This window comes from Micromonospora sp. DT44, assembly GCF_049841635.1.
Taxonomy (GTDB): Bacteria; Actinomycetota; Actinomycetes; order Mycobacteriales; family Micromonosporaceae; genus Micromonospora.
The window spans coordinates 1-18,268 of sequence record NZ_JBNCKS010000089.1; the positions used below are offsets into that span (position 1 = coordinate 1).

An 18,268-nucleotide genomic window follows, 5' to 3' on the forward strand; every position below is an offset into this window, starting at 1 on the left:
GCACCCCGGCCGACGTCTTCCACACAGCTCTGGCACCCTGACGATCGTCACCGTTGCGACGACAGCTCGAATCCGCCGGCCGCCCTCCGGATCTACATGGGGTCGCACCTGGCGGCGGCTATGCAGGACATGACCTGGGCTCCCGCCAACGCCGTGTACCGCCGATTCATCGGGTGGCTGTCGTGAAGTCGGGAGACATCGTGTTGGTCGGGGCGGCCTGCTCGCCGCAGTTCACCGGGGACCGCGCGCTGATGTTGCGCGTCGTGTCGGTTGGCGAGGCCGACCCGTACCACGACTGGATCTGGATTACCGGGTACGTGCTGGATATGAGGGGCAACGCCATCGCCAAGCGAGAGGTGTACGTCATGAAGGCCGGGCTGGTCATCCAACGGCGAACCGCCCCGGCGAGTGTGCAACCGAGGCGGTCCAGTTCGCGCGTACGCACGTGAAGCAAGGGTTCTACCAGGTCGGCCGCAATTCAGCCCTCGAGTGCCCGGCGTAGATCCTTCATCAGCAACAGCAGGTGCATCGGGTCGGTCGGGCTGGCCTCGAACTTGGCCAGTCGCAGGTAGAAGTCACGGGCGGACTCGCTCTCGCAGTGGATGAGCACCGCCCGTACGCCGACGACCTCTCCGGCTGTAGCGATCCGCCGCAGGGCGTCGACCACCAGGGCCCGACCCAAGCCAACGCCTTGGGCGGATCGGTCAACGCCAAGCCGAGTCAAGATCACCACCGGTTGGTGGTAGCGACCGGCACCCTGCCGCAGTCGCGGGGAGGCATCGGCCGGGGCGACGCTGCCGGCGGCGAGGGCGTAGTAGCCGGCCACTCGCTGATCCGGGTGGTCGGCATCGCGCACCACGTACACGCGCGACAGCCCCGCTCGATGGGCTTGCATGGCATGCTCGACCAGCCACACGGACTGCGCCCGGGACCCGCAGTCGAACCCGGTCAGCACGTGCCCGGTTGACAGTGCCTCTACGGGCGGGAAGCGTGCACTCACCGCGCCGCACCGTCCGTCGGCGGATCGAGCACCGTCCGGCGGGTCAACAGTTCCCGCAACCCGGCAACATCCTGCGCAGGAGCCTCCAGCGCCTCGTCGAAGACCTGCCAGGCGTCCTCATCCAGCAGGAACACCCGCCGGTCGGCGAGCACATCCGCCGCCGCTTCGGTCGCCGCCTTCAGCACAAACGTCGACACGCTGTCCCCAGACGCCTCGCTGGCAGCCTCCAGCAACGCCTTTTGCCGCTCGTCCAGCCGCAGGTGCAGCCGTTCCGCCTTCGCACTCACACCCGGATCGTACGCACAATGTACGCCACCGACAAGCCGTACATGTTAAGAGTCGGCCTGCGAAACATGCCGGCCTGGAGTGGATCACGACGGGGCCGGAGCGCTAGCGCTCAGGCCCCGTCGCACGCGCGGTCGCGCTACTGCTTGAGCATGTTGTCCAGCAGCAGGGCACAGCGGATCAACCCGAGGTGGCTGTACGCCTGCGGGTGGTTGCCCAGGCCGCGCTCGGCGAGCGGGTCGTACTGCTCGGGGAGCAGGCCGGTCGGACCGGCGGTCAGCACCATCTGCGCGAACAGTTCCTCCGCGTCGGTGCGGCGGCCGGTGCGCAGGTACGCCTCGATCAGCCACGCCGTGCAGATGTGGAAACCGCCCTCGCGGCCGGGCAGGCCGTCGTCCCAGTGGTACCGGTAGACGACCGGGCCGCTGCGCAGGTCCGCCTCGATCTTCAGGACCGTGGACAGGAAGCGCGGGTCGTCACCCGGGAGCAGGCCGGAGAGGCCGATCCAGAGCGACGAGGCGTCCATGTCCTCGTCCCCGTACGCGACGCTGTACGCCTCGACGTCGTCGTGCCAGCCGTGCTCCAGCACGTTGGCGCCGATCCGGTCGCGCAGGTCCGTCCACTCGGGCCGGTCCTCGCCGCCGTGCTGACGCATCACGTGCAGCGCCCGGTCGACGGTCATCCAGCACATCACCTTCGAGAAGACGTGGTGCCGGGGTGGCAGCCGCGCCTCCCAGATGCCGTGGTCGGGCTCGTGCCAGCGGCGGCGGACCGCCTCGACCATGTTCTCCAGGACCCGCCACTCGTCGTCGCGAACCGAGCCGCGCGCGTCGGCGACGGCCGCGATCAGGTCGGCGATGGGGCCGAACACGTCGAGCTGGAGCTGGTGGTTGGCGAGGTTGCCGACCCGGACCGGCCGGGAGCCGGCGTACCCGGGCAGCGTGTCGATGACCGCCTCGGCGCCCAGTTCGTAGCCGTCGATGGTGTAGAGCGGGTGCAGCCGCTCCGGGTGGCCGCCGGTGCGCTCGATGCAGCCGTCCACCCAGCGCAGGAACGCCTCGGCCTCGTCGATGGAGCCGAGGTCGACGAGCGCGCGGGCGGTCAGCGCCGCGTCGCGCAGCCAGCAGTAGCGGTAGTCCCAGTTGCGGACGCCGCCCAGTTCCTCCGGCAGGGAGGTGGTGGCCGCGGCGAGGATCGAGCCGGTCGTCTCGTGGCAGAGCCCGCGCAGGGTGAGGGCGCTGCGCGCGACCAGGTCACGGGAGGTGGACGGCAGCCGCAACGAGGCCACCCAGTCCTTCCAGGGCTGCTCGGCCGCGGCCTGCCGCTCGTGGATCGGCACCCGGTGGTGCTCCAGGCTGTGCGTGCCGAAGCGCAGCTCCAGCACGACCTGCCCACCAGCGGCGGAGAGGTCGACGACCGCCTTGGCGGTCTCGTACCCACCGTCGTTGTTGACCTGCCATTCCACGCCGGGGGAGTAGAGGGCGATCGGTTCGTTTGAGCCGAGCACCAGCAGCCCGTCGCCGACGGGCTGCAACTGCACGGCCACCTGGCCGAACTCGGGGCGCGGCGCGAACTCCACCCGGACCCGGCCGTTGCCGCTGAGGACGCGGACCAGGGTCGAGTCGCCGGTGACCACGGCGGGACCGTCCGGCGTCGTCTCGCGGGCCGGCTTGTCCAGCCAGTCGGTGACCGTGAGCCCGGACCATCGGGTCTCGACGGTCATCGTGCCGGAGCGGTAGCGCTGGCCTAGCGGGATGCCGCCGCGCTCCGGGGCGACGCTGAAGTGACCGGCCGGGCTGCCGCCGACCAGGTCGGCGAAGATCGCCGCCGAGTCCGGCTTGGGGTGGCAGAGCCAGCTCACCTTCGCCTCGGGGGTGAGCAGGGCGACGGTACGACCGTTGGCCAGCATCGAGTGCCGCTCGATGGGCACCGCCCGCTCGCCGAACAGCCAGTGCCGACGGGTCTCCAGCAGCAGCCCGAGCGCGCGGGCGGCCTCGATGGGCTCGGCCACCCGGAAGCTCGCCTTGGTGTCGCCGGGACCGATCTTGATACCGAGGTCCGGCCCGTGCAGGTTGCCGAACGCGTTCTCGTCGGTGACGTCGTCGCCGATGAAGAGCACCGCGCTCGCCGAGAGCTGGGTCCGTAGCTGGTCGACGGCCGTGCCCTTGTGGGTGGCCACCACGGACAGCTCGATGACCTCCTTGCCCTGCGTCACGGTGACGCCGTCGAAGGCGGCCGGGCCGTTTCGGACGGCCTCGATGGCGGCGGCGGCGACCTGCGGGTCGACGCCCCGGGTGTGCACCGCCACGCTGGCCGGCTTGCGTTCGAGCCGGATGCCCGGGTGTTCGGCGGCGATCTCGCGCAGCGCGTTGCGCACCTGGGTGCGGACCGCGACCAGCTCGGGGGAGAGGCGCTCGACGAAGCCGATGTCGAATTCGGAGCCGTGGCTGCCGACGAGGTGTACCTCGCTGGGCAGCCGGGAGAGCGCGGCCAGGTCGCGCAGGGCGCGACCGGAGACCACGGCCACGCTCGTCTGCGGTAGCGCCGCGAGCGCGCGGATCGCGGCCACCGACTCAGGCAGCGGTACGGCGGTGCTGGGATCCTCCACGATCGGCGCGAGTGTGCCGTCGTAGTCGCAGGCGATCAGGAGTTGCGGAACCCGGGCGATCCGGCCGATGGCGGATCGCAGTTCGGGATCCATCACCCCGGTGGCGATCGCCGTTCCGTCGTTGACGGCCGTGTTCACGCGGCCTCCGCCTCGGAAACTCCCAGTTCGGAGAGGAAAGACTTGGCCCAGTGCCCCACGTCGTGGGTACGCAGGTGACGTTGCATTGTCCGCATCCGGCGGCGTGCCTCGGTTTTCTCCACGTGCACGGCCCGGAGCAGGGCGTCCTTCACCGCGTCCGGGTCGTGCGGGTTACAAAGGAATGCCTGGCGCAGCTCCGTTGCGGCGCCAGCGAACTCGCTGAGCACGAGCGCACCGCCCTGGTCGGCACGGGATGCGACGTACTCCTTGGCCACGAGATTCATGCCGTCTCGCAGCGGAGTCACCATCATCACGTCCGCAGCAACGTACATCGCGGCCAGTTCACTGCGACTGTACGACTGATGGAGGTAATGCACGGCCGGCACGCCGACTCGGCCGAATTCGCCATTAATCCGACCAACTTCGCGCTCGACCTTGACCCGAAGTGCCTGGTAGTGCTCGACGCGCTCGCGGCTCGGCGTGGCCACCTGCACCATAACGGCGTCCGGAACTGTCAACTTTCCGTCAGCAAGCAACTCGCGGAACGCCTTCAGGCGCAACTCGATGCCCTTGGTGTAGTCGAGCCGGTCCACGCCCAGGATTATCGTCTTCGGGTCGCCCAGTTCGGCCCGGATCTGCTTGGCCCGCGCCTGGATCGCCGGGTCGGCCGCCATCCGCTCCATCTCCTGCGTGTCGATGGAGATGGGGAAGGCGCCCGCCTTCACCTGCCGACCGTCGACCTGGATCATCTGACCCTCGTAGCGGAGCCCGAGCAGGTGCCGGGCCAGCCGGACGAAGTTCTGCGCGGCCAACCGCTGCTGGAAGCCCACCAGGTCCGCGCCCAGTAGGCCGCGCAGCAGCTCGGTACGGAACGGCATCTGCATGAACAGCTCGATCGGCGGGAACGGGATGTGCAGGAAGAAGCCGATCCGCAGGTCCGGGCGCAGCTCGCGGAGCATGGCCGGCACGAGCTGGAGCTGGTAGTCCTGCACCCAGACCGTCGCGCCCTCGGCCGCCACGTCGGCTGCGGCCTCCGCGAACCGGGCGTTGACCAGCCGGTACGCCTCACGCCAGCGACGCTTGTACGCCGGTGTCTCCACCGCGTCGTGGTAGAGCGGCCAGATCGTCGCGTTGGACTGGCCCTCGTAGTAGCGCTCCAGCTCCTCGGCGCTCAACGGGACCGGGTGCAGCCGGATGCCCTCCAGGTCGAACGGCTCGGGGGCGGCGCCGGTGCCGCCGGCCCAGCCCACCCAGGTGCCCTGGTGCTCGGCGAGTACGGGATGCAGCGCGGTGACGAGCCCACCGGGGCTGCGTCGCCACTGCCGTCCCTCGGGTGTGCTCACCTCGTCGACCGGCAGACGGTTCGCCACTACGACAAAGGAGCTACGGACGGTCACGATCGGCCACCTCCGGGTACTGACGGGTCCACCGCGATGAGCGTACTGAGCGTAGCTGCGGTGTCTTGTGCCCCGTGCCGGAGTCTCCTACCCGCCCGCTCCGTGGCGAATCCTGGAGGTGATCTTGTCGACAGCCCACCGGTCAGAGGTCGATGATCGGCCATTCCTTGGGCAGCACCTCACCGAGCAGCTCCCGCCGATCAGTCATGATCGGCGTCATCGCCCGAGCCGCCTCCATCGCGGCCTGGGCAAGATCCATGCCGCCGAGGGCCCGCGACCAGCCGCCGAGAACGGCGCACTTGTCGTGCTCCACCGGAGTGACAATGACCTGTCCCAAGTCGCCGACGATGTCGAGCAGTGGCCAGCCGTCGCTGGTCACCTGGCGGTACGCGGCTGCCAGGCAGAGTGCCGGGATGATCACGCCCTGTCCCCTGTCCGCGACTTTCGCGATCTGCTCCCCGACCGCCTCCGCGCCCTCCGAATAGGCGAGCAGGCATCCGGTGTCGAGGACGAGGCCGGCGTCAGTCACGAATGGCCATCCGTCCGCGAGACGCCTCGGCCAGCAGGGCGGCCGCCTTGGAGCGCAGTTCAGGGGTGATCTTTGCGTGCGCCTCGTCGAGTTTTCTGCTCGCCTCGGCGAGGCCTTCGTCCGTCAGTCGGAAGCCCACCTGTCGCAGCGCCCGTCGGGTGCGCTCGCTGGCCATCCGCTGACGAACGGAGTCAGTGATGAAGGCGGAAACGTTGGCTTCCTCGGCCAGCCGCTCCGCCACGTCATCCGGCACACTGATGGCGATCTTCTTGGTCATACTGGAGACGTTACTAAGTAATACCGCCATCGACAACGAGGCTCGCCGGCGTACTCCTGGGGCGGGGTGATGTGGGCGAAGCGCGCCGTACCTGTCAGGATTGACGATGGCGTGCGCGCGGCCGGCTCCTGGCCGGCGGCGGCGGGCGGAGGTCTCAGCCCGCGCCGCGCCGCCCACTCAGGCGACAGCAAACCGACGGAGGTAGCCCGCACCGTGGCCCAGTACATCTACGTCCTGGAAAAGGCGCGCAAGGCGCACGGCGACAAGGTCGTGCTCGACAACGTCACGTTGAGCTTCCTGCCGGGAGCCAAGATCGGTGTGCTCGGTCCGAACGGCGCCGGTAAGTCCAGCCTCCTCAAGATCATGGCAGGGCTGGACAAGCCGAGCAACGGCGAGGCCCGGCTCATGCCCGGCTACACCGTCGGCATGCTCGCCCAGGAGCCCCCGCTCAACGAGGCCAAGACCGTGCTCGGCAACGTCGAGGAGGCGGTCGCCGAGACCAAGGCCAAGCTGGAGCGGTTCAACAAGATCGCCGAGCAGATGGCCACCGACTACTCCGACGAGCTGATGGAGGAGATGGGCAAGCTCCAGGAGGAGCTGGACCACCTCGACGCCTGGGACGTCGACTCCAAGCTCGAACTGGCCATGGACGCCCTGCGCTGCCCGCCGCCGGACGCCGACGTGACCCAGCTCTCCGGTGGTGAGCGCCGCCGGGTCGCGCTCTGCAAGCTGCTGCTGGAGGCCCCCGACCTGCTGCTGCTCGACGAGCCCACCAACCACCTGGACGCGGAGAGCGTCTCCTGGCTGGAGCAGCACCTGGCCAAGTACGCCGGCACCGTCATGGCGATCACGCACGACCGGTACTTCCTCGACAACGTGGCCAACTGGATCCTCGAGCTGGACCGTGGCCGGGCCTACCCGTACGAGGGCAACTACTCCACCTACCTGGAGAAGAAGGCCGCCCGGCTGGCCGTCGAGGGCCGCCGCGACGCCAAAATGAAGAAGCGCCTCACCGAGGAGCTGGAGTGGGTCCGCTCCAACGCCAAGGCCCGGCAGACCAAGTCCAAGGCCCGCCTCGACCGGTACGACGAGATGGCCGCCGAGGCGGAGAAGACCCGCAAGCTGGACTTCGAGGAGATCCAGATCCCGCCGGGCCCGCGCCTGGGCGGCACGGTCATCGAGGCGAACAACCTCAGCAAGGGCTTCGGTGACCGGCTGCTCATCGACAACCTGTCGTTCTCGCTGCCGCGCAACGGCATCGTCGGCATCATCGGCCCGAACGGCGTCGGCAAGACCACCCTGTTCAAGACCATCGTCGGGCTGGAGGAGCCGACCGGCGGCGAGGTGCGGGTCGGTCCGACCGTCTCGCTGTCGTACGTCGACCAGAACCGCGAGGGCCTCAATGGCGACAAGACCGTCTGGGAGGTCGTCTCCGACGGTCTGGACTACCTGATGGTGGGCAAGGTCGAGATGCCGTCGCGGGCGTACATCGCCGCGTTCGGCTTCAAGGGGCCGGACCAGCAGAAGCCGACCAAGGTGCTCTCCGGCGGCGAGCGCAACCGGCTCAACCTGGCGCTGACCCTGAAGATCGGCGGCAACGTCATCCTGCTCGACGAGCCGACGAACGACCTGGACGTGGAGACCCTGTCCAGCCTGGAGAACGCGCTGCTGGAGTTCCCCGGCTGCGCCGTGGTCATCTCCCACGACCGGATGTTCCTGGACCGCGTCGCCACGCACATCCTGGCGTGGGAGGGCGACGACCAGGACCCGTCCAGGTGGTTCTGGTTCGAGGGCAACTTCGAGGCGTACGAGAAGAACAAGATCGACCGCCTCGGCGCGGAGGCCGCCCGGCCGCACCGGGTGACCTACCGCAAGCTGACCCGTGACTGACCGGTTCGTCTACCACTGCACGTTGCGCTGGTCCGACCTGGACGCGTACGGACACGTCAACAACTCGCGCTTCCTCACGCTGTACGAGGAGGCGCGGGTGGCGTTGATGTTCGCCGGCGGCCGGGCCTGGGGAGTGGGCTCGTTCGCCGACGGGGTGGTGATCCGCCGGCACGAGGTCGACTACCTGCGCCCGGTCGACTACGCGCTCGGACGGGCCACCGCGGAGTCCGCGCCCACGGTCCGCATCGAGCTGTGGGTGGAGGAGATCAAGGCGTCCCGGTTCACCGTCGCCTACGAGCTGTACGACGGTGAGGTGCTGGCCAGTCGTGCCCGCTCGGTGCTGGTGCCGTTCGACCTGACGCGTCAGGTGCCCCGGCGGATCACCGTCGAGGAGCGGGACTTCCTGCTGACGTACGCCCCGCAGGGCGGCGGATCGTGACGCGGCCGGAACGGGTGGCGGCATCGCCGTCCGGCCACGGCCTGGCCGGAGTGGCCGACGCGGGCGCCTTCCTGGCCCGGCTGGTCCGCCTGGACCCGGGAGCGCCGGTGCGGCTGCGGCCGGCCGGCGCTCCCGGGCGGGTCGTCCTGTGGGCCCGGCTGCCGTGGCAGGTGCTGGTCGCCTCCACGGTGGCCGGGGACGCCGCCGGGGACGTCACCGTGGGCGCGGCCGACCTGCTGGCCGAGCTGGGACGCGGCGGTACGGCGTTGCCGGAGCGCCGGGACGCGCAGTGGCGCTGGCCCCTGCCGCCGGCTCGCAGCGAGCCGGTCGAGGTGCTGCCCGACGTCGAGGTGCGCCGGATCGCGGCCGCAGCGGCGGGCACCCTGCGTACGGCGAGTGCCGAGGGGGTGGCGGGACGCGCGGTGGGTCAGCGGGCCCTGCGCGACGCGCTGCTCGACCACGTGGCCGTGGTGGTCACGCCGGACGATCCGCCGGGCCCGCCGGTCGAGGTGCCGCAGCGACTGGTGCAGGGACTGGTCCGGATGGGCTTCCTCGGTGCGGTCGACGAGCCGGCTGTCCCTCCGGCGCGCGCCGAGGTGCGGGTGAGGATCGCCGGCCGTTGGGTGGGCCTGGTGGGACCGTACGGAGCGGCCTGGTTGCAGAAGGCCACCGATCTCGCCGTAACTCCCCTCGCTACTCGTCCGAACGGATGACCCCCGTTCATTCTTCTGGGCCGGTGGGGTCGTTGGGGGGATGCTTCAACCCGGCTGTCCGGGTACCGTCCATCCTCGGATCCAACGCACCGTAGGCGTCTGGATCCGCTGGGGAGTGAGGTGCGACGAGCGATGCCGTGGTGGTCATGGCGCCCCGGTCCCGCCGACGGCGGTGATCCGGAAACCCGAAGCGGGATCACAGTGGAGAGCGCGGTCCGGGTCGGGCCGCCGAGTCCTCGCCAGCCGGGGGACGACTGCCCGGGCAGCGACCGACCCGTACTGGCCGAGATGGCGGCCACCATTGAGCCGGTGAGCCTGCGCCGGGTCTGTGACGCACTCGACCTGCTCGACGTGCGTTACCTGGCCGACGGTGACGGCAACCTGCTGGCCATGTGGGAGCGCCACGCCGTGCTGGTGACCCTTGAGGGTCCGGAGGACGAGATCCTGGTGATGCGGGCCCGCCCGCACGCCACGGTCCCGCCCGACTGGGCCGACCGGGCCTACCGGGTGGTCAACGAGTGGAACCACACCCGCCGCTTCTGCAAGGCGTACATCGGCGATCCGACCGAGCGCGGGCAGCTACCGATCTACGCCGAGCTGCAGGTCCCCCTCGGCGCCGGTACGCACGACGCGCTGCTGGTCGAGATGCTCGACTGCGGCGCGGCGGTGGCCACCAGCTTCGTGGACTGGCTGCACGACGAGGGCGCGCTGCTCTGAGACGGGCGCGGCCCGCGTGCCCGGTGCGCGCGCCGTCAGGCGCGCTCGGCCGGGTCCTCCATGGCGTTGACCATGAAGTACGCGGCCCGCTCCAGGTAGTCCCAGAGGGCGACGGCGAGCTGCGGTTCCAGGTCGAGCCGGTCCACCGCCTGGCGCATGTGCCGCAGCCAGGCGTCCCGCTCGGCCACACCGATCCGGAACGGGGCGTGCCGCATCCGCAGCCGTGGGTGACCGCGCTGCGCGGAGTACGTGTTCGGCCCACCCCAGTACTGCATCAGGAACAGGGTCAACCGGTCGGCCGCCGGGCCCAGGTCCTCCTCCGGGTACATGGGTCGCAGCAGCGGATCGCTGGCGACGCCGACGTAGAACTCGTCCACCAGCTTGCGGAAGGTGGGTTCGCCGCCGACCGCTTCGAAGAGCGTCATCGACGCGTCGGGACGGTCGGATTCACCTGCGGGGTTCACCATTCCATCCTGCCAGGTGCGCCGGCCGTGGACCCGACCCGGAGGCCGTGCGTCGGCTCACCCCGTGGATCACGTGACCGCATGCCGACGGTGGCCTCCGGCTGCCCGGGGGTCGGTGAGCGCCGTCGTCCCGTTGACGGCGACGTCGCCCGCCGCGCGGGCCTGCGCGACGTTGGCGGCCGTGGCGGCCGCCACCGCCTCCTCCACCGTCTGCCGGCTCGGCCAGCGCAGGGCGGCGACAGCCATCAGCAGCACTCCCGCGGCGCTCCAGAGGCCGACCACCACCGGGATGGGGAACCGTTCGGCGAGCAACCCGGTGACCAGCACGGCGAGTCCCTGGATGACCTGCACACCGGTGGCCATCACGCCGAACGCGCGAGCCCGGAACCCGGCCGGCAGGGCCCGGATGAACAGCCCGTTGGCCATCGGGAGCATGCCGGCGACCGCGAATCCGCACAGGGCGGCCAGCAGCGCCACCACCAGCGGTGGCGGATCGAACAGCGCGGGCACCAGCGCCAGTGGGGCGAGCACCGCGAGCGGGCGCATCATGGCCAACCGGCGGGCCGGGCCGCACAACCGGCTCACCAGCAGCCCGCCGAGGATGAAGCCCACCGGACTGGCGACCATGATGACAGCCTGCGCGGTACCGGCGGCCATGCCGCTCCTGGCGTCCTCGTTGGCCCAGGCGGCGGCCAGCCCCTCAGGGACGATCGAGAAGAGCATCGCGCTGAACACCAGCACCGCGATGGCCCGCAACACCGGCGTACGGAAGACGATCCCGAAGCCCTCGGCGGTCTCCCGCAGCAGGTGGTCTCGGTGGCCGGTGGCCATCGCGGCAGCGTGATTCCGGACGCCGAAGCGCAGCAGCAGCGCCGAGAAGCCGAAGGTCGCGGCGTTGAACAGCAGCGCGACCGTAGGGTCGATCGAGGCGACGGCGGCACCGAACAGGTACCCGACGACCTGTGCGGCCTGCCCGATACTGCCGTTCAGCGACAGTCCGACCACCAGGCGGTCTCCGGTGAGGATCTGCGGCATCAGCGCCGACTTCGCCGCCTGGCTGGGCGGGTTGGCCAGTGTGGTGGTGAAGAGGAGCACCAGCACCACCCAGACCGGCAGACCGGGGAGGGCGATGAGCACCATCAGCACCATCCGGATGACGTCACACGCCACCATCACCCGCCGGTACGGGTGCCGCTCGGCCAGCGCGGCGAGCAGCGGACCACCGAGCAGCCACGGCAGGTAGCTCACCGCGAACGCGGCGGCGGAGAGCGCGACGGACCTGGTCTGCTGGTAGACGAGGAGGGTCACGGCGGCCTTGGCGACGTAGTCACCGATCCAGGACAGCGACCCGGCGGTGAAGACAGCCCGGAACTCACGTTGGGCAAACACCTCGCGAAAAGTGGCCGGACCTTCCGCGGAAGGTCGCTCGTCGGGCACCGTCGCCTCCATCGGCCCCCGGGCACGGCTGCTTGTGGCCGCCGGGCCGGGAACACTCGTCAGATCTGTCGGATCAGCGAGGATGTGACCGCGCTCCAGCGGGAACGCGTGCTTCGGGATTCTGCCCGATCGTCCGACGACTAGCTAGGGCGAACGGATCGTTCGTCGCATCCCCGACTGAACGAACGGACGATACTCCAGGGGCCGGCTGGACCGCGACCCCTGGATTGCCGGCCAGTGTCACCGGGTCAGGTGGCGCCACCCTGACCGGTCTCACCATCCGACAGAGGCCGGCTCTGCACGCCGGGGTAGATGCGGGCAGCGGCGATCTGCGCGGTGATGCCCGAATTCTCCAGCGCCTCCGCCAACCTGCGCCGCAGTTCCCGGCCCACCGCGAACTGGCCGTCGGCAGTCGTCTTGACCACCGTGCGGATCACGGCGCCGTCCACCGTCATCTGCTCGACGCCCAGCACCTCCGGCGCCTCCACGATCTCCGGCGACAGGTCCGGGTCCACCGCCACCGACGCGGCGGCCGTACGCAGCACCGCGCTGGCCTCCTCCGTACCGCTGAAGCCGATTGGCAGGTCCACCACCACCAGCGCCCAGCCCTGGCTCTTGTTGCCGACCCGGATGATCTCGCCGTTGCGGATGTACCAGAGCACGCCACGCCCGTCCCGGACCGTGGTGACGCGCAGCCCGACCGACTCCACGACACCCGTCGCCTCGCCGAGGTCGACGTTGTCGCCCACGCCGTACTGGTCCTCGATGAGCATGAAGAGACCGGCGATCAGGTCCTTGACCAGGCTCTGCGCGCCGAAGCCCAGCGCGACGCCGGCGATGCCGGCGCTGGCCAGCAGCGGCGCCAGGTCGAAGCTGAACTCGCGCAGGATCATCAACAGCGCAATGCCGAAGACGAAGGCCGTGGTCAGGCTGCGCAGCACCGAGCCGATCGCCTCGGCCCGCTGCCGCCGCCGCTCCGGCACGAACTCGGTCGGGTCGACCGCCGCGGTGGGCACCCGCTCGCGTAGCGGCCGCAGCATCGTCGGCACCGCGCCGTCGGTGGTCGTCCGAACCAGCCGGTCGATCGTCCTGTGCAGCGCCCAGCGCGCCACCATCGCCAGCGCCAGGATCAGCAGGACCCGCAGTGGCTTGAGCAGGATCCAGTAGCTGCCCTCGGCGAACCACGCCGAGCGGGTGATCCCGTAGATCCACTCGCAGGAGGTGCTGCCCTGACAGTTCACTGACACGACGTCGGACAGGGCAAGGGGCGTCACGCTGGCGGCACTCACCCTGTCTTCGTACCGCAACACCTCGGACCGGCCGCCGCCGACCCACCAGCCGGGTGAGATGCGCCGGAGCGCCGGGTCGGACCGGGGCGAACCGGCCATCGTGACAGGTGCGGAAAAGAGCTTCACATCCGACCCCGGATTAGTACGTGCAATCCGGGGTCCGATCAGGGACTATTGGCGCAACGGACGTCGGTGATCGAACGGGCGTCGACGGTACGGGCCCTCGTGCCCAACTCCGGTCGGCGGCAGGTTCGCAGCAGCCGCTGAACCGGGAGGGTGATCGCGATGCCTGACATACGACCCGCGGTGGGCTCCGGCGCGCTGGTTCTCAACGCCACCTACGAGCCGCTGTGTGTCGTGTCGGTGCGTCGCGCCGCGATCCTCGTCCTCTCCTCCAAGGCCGTCTGCGTCGCCGACGGCGACGGCATCCTGCACAGCGCCCGGGACGCGCTGCCGGTGCCGTCGGTCGTGCGACTGACCCGCTTCGTCCGGGTGCCCTACCGCACCCACGTCGGGCTGTCCCGCCGGGCGATCTTCGCCCGCGACGGTTGGCGGTGCGCCTACTGCCGGGGCCCGGCCGAGACCATCGACCACGTCTTCCCGCGCAGCCGGGGCGGCCGGCACGCCTGGGAGAACGTGGTCGCCGCGTGCGCGCGGTGCAACCACACCAAGGGCGACAAGACCCCGGCCGAGTTGGGTTGGCGGCTGCACGCCCTGCCGGCCGCGCCGAAGGGCACCGCGTGGCGGGTCCTCGGGCACCGTGCTCCGGACCCGCGCTGGGCCGACTGGCTCGACCTGCGCGAGCCCGAAGCGGCAGCCTGACCCGTACCCGTGCGGCCCCGGCTGCACCCGCGCGCCTCGCGGCCCCCAGGACGGCCGTCCGGGGGGCCGGCGTCGGATTCAGTCCCGCAGGTCGGCGGCCCGACGCGACGCGCGCTCGTGCCGGTCGACCGCCCGGGCGTGCGCGATCTCCAGGAGCCGGTCGATCTCGGGCAGCATCTGCGGACCCGGCATCACGATGCTGGCGAAGCCGTACAGCGCGTAGCCCGGGTGCGGCGTGAGAGTGTCCAGCCGGGCGTAGTCGAAGTCGTCCCGATGCTCCTCGAAGGCAGCCGGCGCGAAGCCGAACGCCTCTTCGAACTCGGCCCGGCCCAGCTCCAGGTTGAGCCGGAAGACGCCGGGGCGGTCGAGCTGCCCGGCCTCGTCGAAGCCGGGCACGTCGTGCTCGACGATGGTGGCGAACGGTTGGCGGCGGTCCGGCCCGACGTGGAAGAAGCGATCGCCCCACGCGGCCTCCGGTGATCCGTTCTCCGCGCTCGCCACCACCTGTTCGACGCCGGGCAGCGCGCCGATCCGCTCGGCGAGCACGGCCGCGTCGACGCCGGTCGGGATGTACAGCACCGCGTCGGCGTTGTCGATGGTCGCCTGGTCCAGCGGGAAGTAGCGGTAGTCGTGCGTCCTGCGCTCGGCCGGCTCGATGTCGGCCGTCGGGACGTACCCGGGGAGGTCGTCCCGCTGCTGGAGCCGACCCTCGTACGTCGACGCGGCGGGCGCGTCGATGCCGAGCGCCGGACTCGCGCCGAGGGCGCCGACCACCACCGCGTACCGCTCACCCAGCAGCGCTCCGACGATCGCGCCGGCGCCGGCCCACGACACCGTCGCGCCACCCATCGTCATGGTGGCCGGATGGCGTTGCAGGTGTGTGTTGTGCGCGAAGACCAGCGTCGGTCCCCGGTCGGCCTCGACCGCCCGGATCGCGAGCAGGTTCTCGGCCATCAGCGCGTCCCGGACCCCGGCCAGGCGCGCGAACCGTTCCTCCGGCGCGAGGTCGGTCGCCGCCGCGGCGTGGTACCGCAGCAACGCGACCGCGGACATGGCGTGCACGTGGGCCGCCCGCCAGCCCGCGGACCGGCGGTGCGCCTGGAGAAACAGCTCGGTCAGCAGGTCGTCGGCGAGGACCCGCAGCCGCTGGGCGTCCGTCGAGCGTCCGACCGACCGGCCCGGCTCCCACACGGCGGCCGTGTCGCTCCACCGGGCCTCGTCCCCGACCAGGTCATCAATCTCCGCCGACCGGTCCAGGCCGAGAAAGTCGCACACGAGCGTCAGGTGCCGGCGCGGGCTCGGGGCGCCCTCGATCTCCAGCGGCGCGTCGAAACCGTGGAACCGCAGGCGCTGCGCGGCGGGCCGTCCGGCGTTCCACTCCCGCATCCGCAGCAGCAGGTCGCGGTTGGCGGGGGCGGCACCGAAGCCGTGACTGAACCCCTCGGCGAGCGCGCGGTCCAGCGGCACGGACCCGCCGTCCACGAACTCGTCGGCGAGCAGCCCGGCGGCCCGGTCGCTCTCCAGGGCGATGGAGCGGTAACCGTGCTCGGCCAGCGTCAGGAAGGTGTCATTGCGGATCTGGAGCAAGGCGGATTCACCATGCGTCGGCTCGCCGATCGCGAGCAGGGTCGGTGAGCCGCCGAGCAGGTCGAGAAGAGTGGTCATTGCATCGACCGTATCGTTGAACCAGCGGTTGAGACTTCAGAGCGAGGGAGCACGGTGGTCACCCCAGAACCCTCAAACCCAGGGGTACGACGGCCGATCGACCTCGCCCGGCGGCACGGGCTGTCGGCGCAGGCCGTCCGCAACTACGAACGCGACGGTGTGCTGCCGCCGGCCGAGCGCACCGTCAGCGGGTACCGCCGGTTCACCGAGACGCACGCCCGGGCACTTGACGCCTACCTCGCCCTCGTCGCCGGCCACGGTCACGCGGCCGGCGGCGACATCATGCGCGCCGTGAACCGGGGCGAGCTCGACACCGCGTTGCGGGCGATCGATGACGGCCACGGCCTGCTACGACGCGACCGGGAGACCCTGGACGCGGTCGAGGTGGCGGTCAGCACGCTCACCGCCACGAAGCCCGCGCCGCAGACCCGGCGGGCCGTACCGATCAGCGTGCTCGCGCACCGGCTCGGCGTACGACCGGCGACGCTGCGCAAGTGGGAGGCGGCCGGAATCCTGCGACCGGAGCGCGACCGGGTCACCCGCCACCGCGTCTACTCGCCCGACGACGTCCGGGACGCCGAACTCGCCCACCTGCTGCGCCGGGGCGGATACCGGCTGAGCCACATCGCCGACGTGCTGCGTCGCGTACGGGACGCCGGCGGCGCCGAACCACTGGCCGCGTCGCTGGCCCAGTGGCGCGGACGACTCACCGAGCGCGGCCGGGCCATGCTCACCGGTGCCGCCCGGCTCGCCGCGTACCTCGACGACGGCGCGGGAGGTCACCCGCCACGCGCCTCGACCAGCGAGGCGAAGACCACCAGGTTTTCCGAGTAGCCGGTCTCACCACCCACCCACCGGCCACCGCAGGTGATCAGTCGCAGGCTGGGACGGCTGAAGTCGCCGTACACCTCGTCCACCGGTAGCCGATCCTTGCTGAACCGCTCCACCGAATCCACCTCGAAGACCGCCACCCGGCCGTCGGCGCGGGTGATGTCGACCCGGTCGCCGGAGCGCAGTTCCCGTAGCCGGTGGAAGACGGCCGGCCCGGTGGTCGTGTCCACGTGCCCGACGATCACCGCCGGCCCGTACTGCCCCGGGGTGGGGCCCTGGTCGTACCAGCCGGCCTCCTGCGCGCGGGCCACGTCGGGCACGGCGATGGTGCCATCCGGGGCGATGCCGACGTCGTGCAGCGGCGCCCGCAGGTCGATCGTGTCGATGGCGAGGGCGGTCGGTCGGCTGGCCGGCAGTACCGGGAACTTCTTCGGCGGCGGCCGCAGGCCCGCGCTGATCCGGTCCGGCAGCAGACTCACCCCGGTCACCCGTTCGACGCCGAGCATCGCCACGATCAGCACCATCAGCGTGGCGATGACCAGGACCGGCACCCCCGGACCGTCGCCGCCCAGCCGACGCCGGGCCAACGGCGGCCCGCCGGGACGGCGCGGCGGCAGCGGGCGCGCGTCCGGGTCGGTGGTGGCGACACTGGCGGAGACCGCCTGCCCGGCGACCCGCCGCAGCCGGCCCGAGGCCCGGGCCACCAGCCGGCCGGCGACGCGCAGTGTCCTCGCTGCCCGGACGCGGGCCGTACGGTCCGACCGCGTGGAGCGGGCAGGGCCATCCGACCGCGTGGAGCGGGCACGGCCATCCGACCGCGTGGAGCGGGCAGGGCCATCCGGCCGCGTACGCGCGGATCTGCGGGTCATGGCAGCTCCGGGTCAGGAGCCGGCTCCGGGCCGACGCCGACCGCCCATCATGCCGAGCGCGACCGCGGCGGCCACCAGTGCCACGCCGCCGAGGACCAGGACCGAGCCGGTTCCCCGGCCGCTAGCGGTGCCGCCGCCCCCGGTCGCCGGCCCCTTGCTGGGCGAGGCCATGTTGAGCACGGTCAGCATCGTCTGCGCGGTCTGGTTGTTCTGGCAGCGCAGGTCGACCTGGTAGTCACCGGGCTCCTTGTTACCCGGAACGGTGACCTCCCCCTTGAGGAGGCCGTTGTCCGGCCTGAGCATGACGTGCCCGAACGCGTCGGAGCGTACGTTCGCCTGCCGATCGTTGTTGTTGTCGCAGCTCGCGCGGATCGTGACCCGGCTGCCCGCCGGGACGCTGTTCGGTGTCACTTCGACGAAGGTGTTCTCGCCCGCGCGGGCCGGCGTGACCGACAGCAGGACGAACGCCCCGATGAGTCCGATCAGTGTCAGAGCGGACGAGAGCGCGCGGTTGATCGTGCGAAGACCCTGCATGATTTCCCCCCAACCGGCGACGACCGCCGGAACCCTCCCCTGGGCACGCGCGCTGCTTTCCCCCCACCCCAAAGGCAAACCCCACCCCCCCCGCGTCCCGCCCCCGCCCCCGCCCCGCCCCCTCCCGCCCCTCCCACTCGTCGATCATGGAGTTGTGGTGCCCCGCAAAAGGTGCATCTGATCACGATCTGCCCACCACAACTCCATGATCGACCGGGGCTGGGTCCCGGGGTCCCGCGATCTTGCACTTACTGTCGCCGCATACCCGGGCATACCTCGTATTCCGGGGGACTGTCAACTTAACGGTGTAACTGGATCTTGATGGGGTTACTTGCGGGCTGCGGACAGGCGGCCTTCGAAGGTG

19 protein-coding genes are annotated in these 18,268 nt (G+C 71.0%); 7 read left to right on the top strand and 12 right to left on the bottom strand.

Annotation, left to right across the window (positions count from 1 at the left end):
• Positions 1-182: 182 nt before the first annotated feature.
• Positions 183-449, top strand: a complete 267-nt coding sequence (locus ACLQ25_RS30860) for a hypothetical protein (protein ID WP_425734259.1) — start codon at positions 183-185, stop codon at positions 447-449.
• A 29-nt stretch (positions 450-478) separates the two neighbouring features.
• Here ACLQ25_RS30860 and ACLQ25_RS30865 read toward each other — a convergent pair whose 3' ends face one another.
• From ACLQ25_RS30865 to ACLQ25_RS30890, 6 genes are all read right to left on the bottom strand, one after another.
• Positions 479-1,000 (bottom strand): N-acetyltransferase, encoded by a 522-nt coding sequence (locus ACLQ25_RS30865; RefSeq protein ID WP_425734260.1) that lies wholly within the window; start codon positions 998-1,000, stop codon positions 479-481.
• A complete protein-coding gene (locus ACLQ25_RS30870) occupies positions 997-1,287 on the bottom strand; it encodes a DUF1778 domain-containing protein (protein ID WP_425734261.1) in 291 nt (96 codons plus the stop codon). The genes ACLQ25_RS30865 and ACLQ25_RS30870 overlap by 4 nt, the downstream gene beginning before the upstream one ends.
• 137 nt (positions 1,288-1,424) lie before the next feature.
• Positions 1,425-3,986: a trehalose-phosphatase gene (otsB, locus tag ACLQ25_RS30875; protein ID WP_425734270.1), complete on the bottom strand. Its 2,562-nt coding sequence runs from the start codon at positions 3,984-3,986 to the stop codon at positions 1,425-1,427.
• A gap of 41 nt (positions 3,987-4,027) precedes the next feature.
• Positions 4,028-5,428: an alpha,alpha-trehalose-phosphate synthase (UDP-forming) gene (locus ACLQ25_RS30880; RefSeq protein ID WP_355052272.1), complete on the bottom strand. Its 1,401-nt coding sequence runs from the start codon at positions 5,426-5,428 to the stop codon at positions 4,028-4,030.
• A 142-nt stretch (positions 5,429-5,570) separates the two neighbouring features.
• Positions 5,571-5,957, bottom strand: coding sequence for a hypothetical protein (locus ACLQ25_RS30885; protein ID WP_425734262.1), 387 nt, complete (start codon positions 5,955-5,957; stop codon positions 5,571-5,573).
• Positions 5,950-6,234, bottom strand: a complete 285-nt coding sequence (locus tag ACLQ25_RS30890; RefSeq protein WP_425734263.1) for a hypothetical protein — start codon at positions 6,232-6,234, stop codon at positions 5,950-5,952. The genes ACLQ25_RS30885 and ACLQ25_RS30890 overlap by 8 nt, the downstream gene beginning before the upstream one ends.
• Before the next feature lie 213 nt (positions 6,235-6,447).
• On the opposite strand from ACLQ25_RS30890, the gene ettA reads away from it, so the two are divergent.
• The 4 genes from ettA to ACLQ25_RS30910 all read left to right on the top strand — a co-directional run bounded on the left by ettA (position 6,448) and on the right by ACLQ25_RS30910 (position 9,993).
• Positions 6,448-8,124: an energy-dependent translational throttle protein EttA gene (gene ettA / locus ACLQ25_RS30895; RefSeq protein ID WP_425734264.1), complete on the top strand. Its 1,677-nt coding sequence runs from the start codon at positions 6,448-6,450 to the stop codon at positions 8,122-8,124.
• Entirely contained in the window at positions 8,117-8,563 is a 447-nt protein-coding gene (locus tag ACLQ25_RS30900; protein ID WP_355052274.1) for an acyl-CoA thioesterase, read from the top strand. The genes ettA and ACLQ25_RS30900 overlap by 8 nt, the downstream gene beginning before the upstream one ends.
• The gene (locus tag ACLQ25_RS30905; RefSeq protein ID WP_425734265.1) at positions 8,560-9,276 is read left to right on the top strand and encodes a hypothetical protein; all 717 of its coding nucleotides are present in this window, start codon (positions 8,560-8,562) and stop codon (positions 9,274-9,276) included. Before ACLQ25_RS30900 ends, ACLQ25_RS30905 begins: the two co-directional genes overlap by 4 nt.
• A gap of 132 nt (positions 9,277-9,408) precedes the next feature.
• Complete coding sequence (locus tag ACLQ25_RS30910; RefSeq protein ID WP_355052276.1) at positions 9,409-9,993, top strand: YbjN domain-containing protein; 585 nt, start codon at positions 9,409-9,411, stop codon at positions 9,991-9,993.
• A gap of 35 nt (positions 9,994-10,028) precedes the next feature.
• Here the strand turns inward: ACLQ25_RS30910 and ACLQ25_RS30915 are convergent, their stop codons facing one another.
• The 3 genes from ACLQ25_RS30915 to ACLQ25_RS30925 form a co-directional block, all read right to left on the bottom strand.
• On the bottom strand, positions 10,029-10,460 hold the full coding sequence (locus ACLQ25_RS30915; protein WP_425734266.1) for a globin: 432 nt from the start codon (positions 10,458-10,460) through the stop codon (positions 10,029-10,031).
• 66 nt (positions 10,461-10,526) lie between these two features.
• Entirely contained in the window at positions 10,527-11,906 is a 1,380-nt protein-coding gene (locus ACLQ25_RS30920) for an MFS transporter (RefSeq protein WP_425734267.1), read from the bottom strand.
• Between the two features lie 236 nt (positions 11,907-12,142).
• Positions 12,143-13,201, bottom strand: coding sequence for a mechanosensitive ion channel family protein (locus tag ACLQ25_RS30925; protein WP_425734271.1), 1,059 nt, complete (start codon positions 13,199-13,201; stop codon positions 12,143-12,145).
• A gap of 267 nt (positions 13,202-13,468) precedes the next feature.
• Here ACLQ25_RS30925 and ACLQ25_RS30930 point away from each other — a divergent pair, with 267 nt between their 5' ends.
• A complete protein-coding gene (locus ACLQ25_RS30930) occupies positions 13,469-14,005 on the top strand; it encodes an HNH endonuclease (protein ID WP_357133596.1) in 537 nt (178 codons plus the stop codon).
• A gap of 78 nt (positions 14,006-14,083) precedes the next feature.
• Here ACLQ25_RS30930 and ACLQ25_RS30935 read toward each other — a convergent pair whose 3' ends face one another.
• Positions 14,084-15,670 (bottom strand): DUF6194 family protein, encoded by a 1,587-nt coding sequence (locus ACLQ25_RS30935; protein ID WP_425734268.1) that lies wholly within the window; start codon positions 15,668-15,670, stop codon positions 14,084-14,086.
• A gap of 54 nt (positions 15,671-15,724) precedes the next feature.
• On the opposite strand from ACLQ25_RS30935, the gene ACLQ25_RS30940 reads away from it, so the two are divergent.
• A complete protein-coding gene (locus tag ACLQ25_RS30940) occupies positions 15,725-16,504 on the top strand; it encodes a TioE family transcriptional regulator (protein WP_425734269.1) in 780 nt (259 codons plus the stop codon).
• Here ACLQ25_RS30940 and ACLQ25_RS30945 read toward each other — a convergent pair.
• Together ACLQ25_RS30945 and ACLQ25_RS30950 are read right to left on the bottom strand one after the other, a co-directional pair.
• Positions 16,450-17,226, bottom strand: a complete 777-nt coding sequence (locus ACLQ25_RS30945; protein WP_425734272.1) for a class F sortase — start codon at positions 17,224-17,226, stop codon at positions 16,450-16,452. The two genes, ACLQ25_RS30940 and ACLQ25_RS30945, sit on opposite strands and share 55 nt — an antisense overlap.
• Positions 17,227-17,382: 156 nt before the next feature.
• Complete coding sequence (locus tag ACLQ25_RS30950) at positions 17,383-17,856, bottom strand: hypothetical protein (protein ID WP_425734273.1); 474 nt, start codon at positions 17,854-17,856, stop codon at positions 17,383-17,385.
• Between the last annotated feature and the right edge of the window lie 412 nt (positions 17,857-18,268).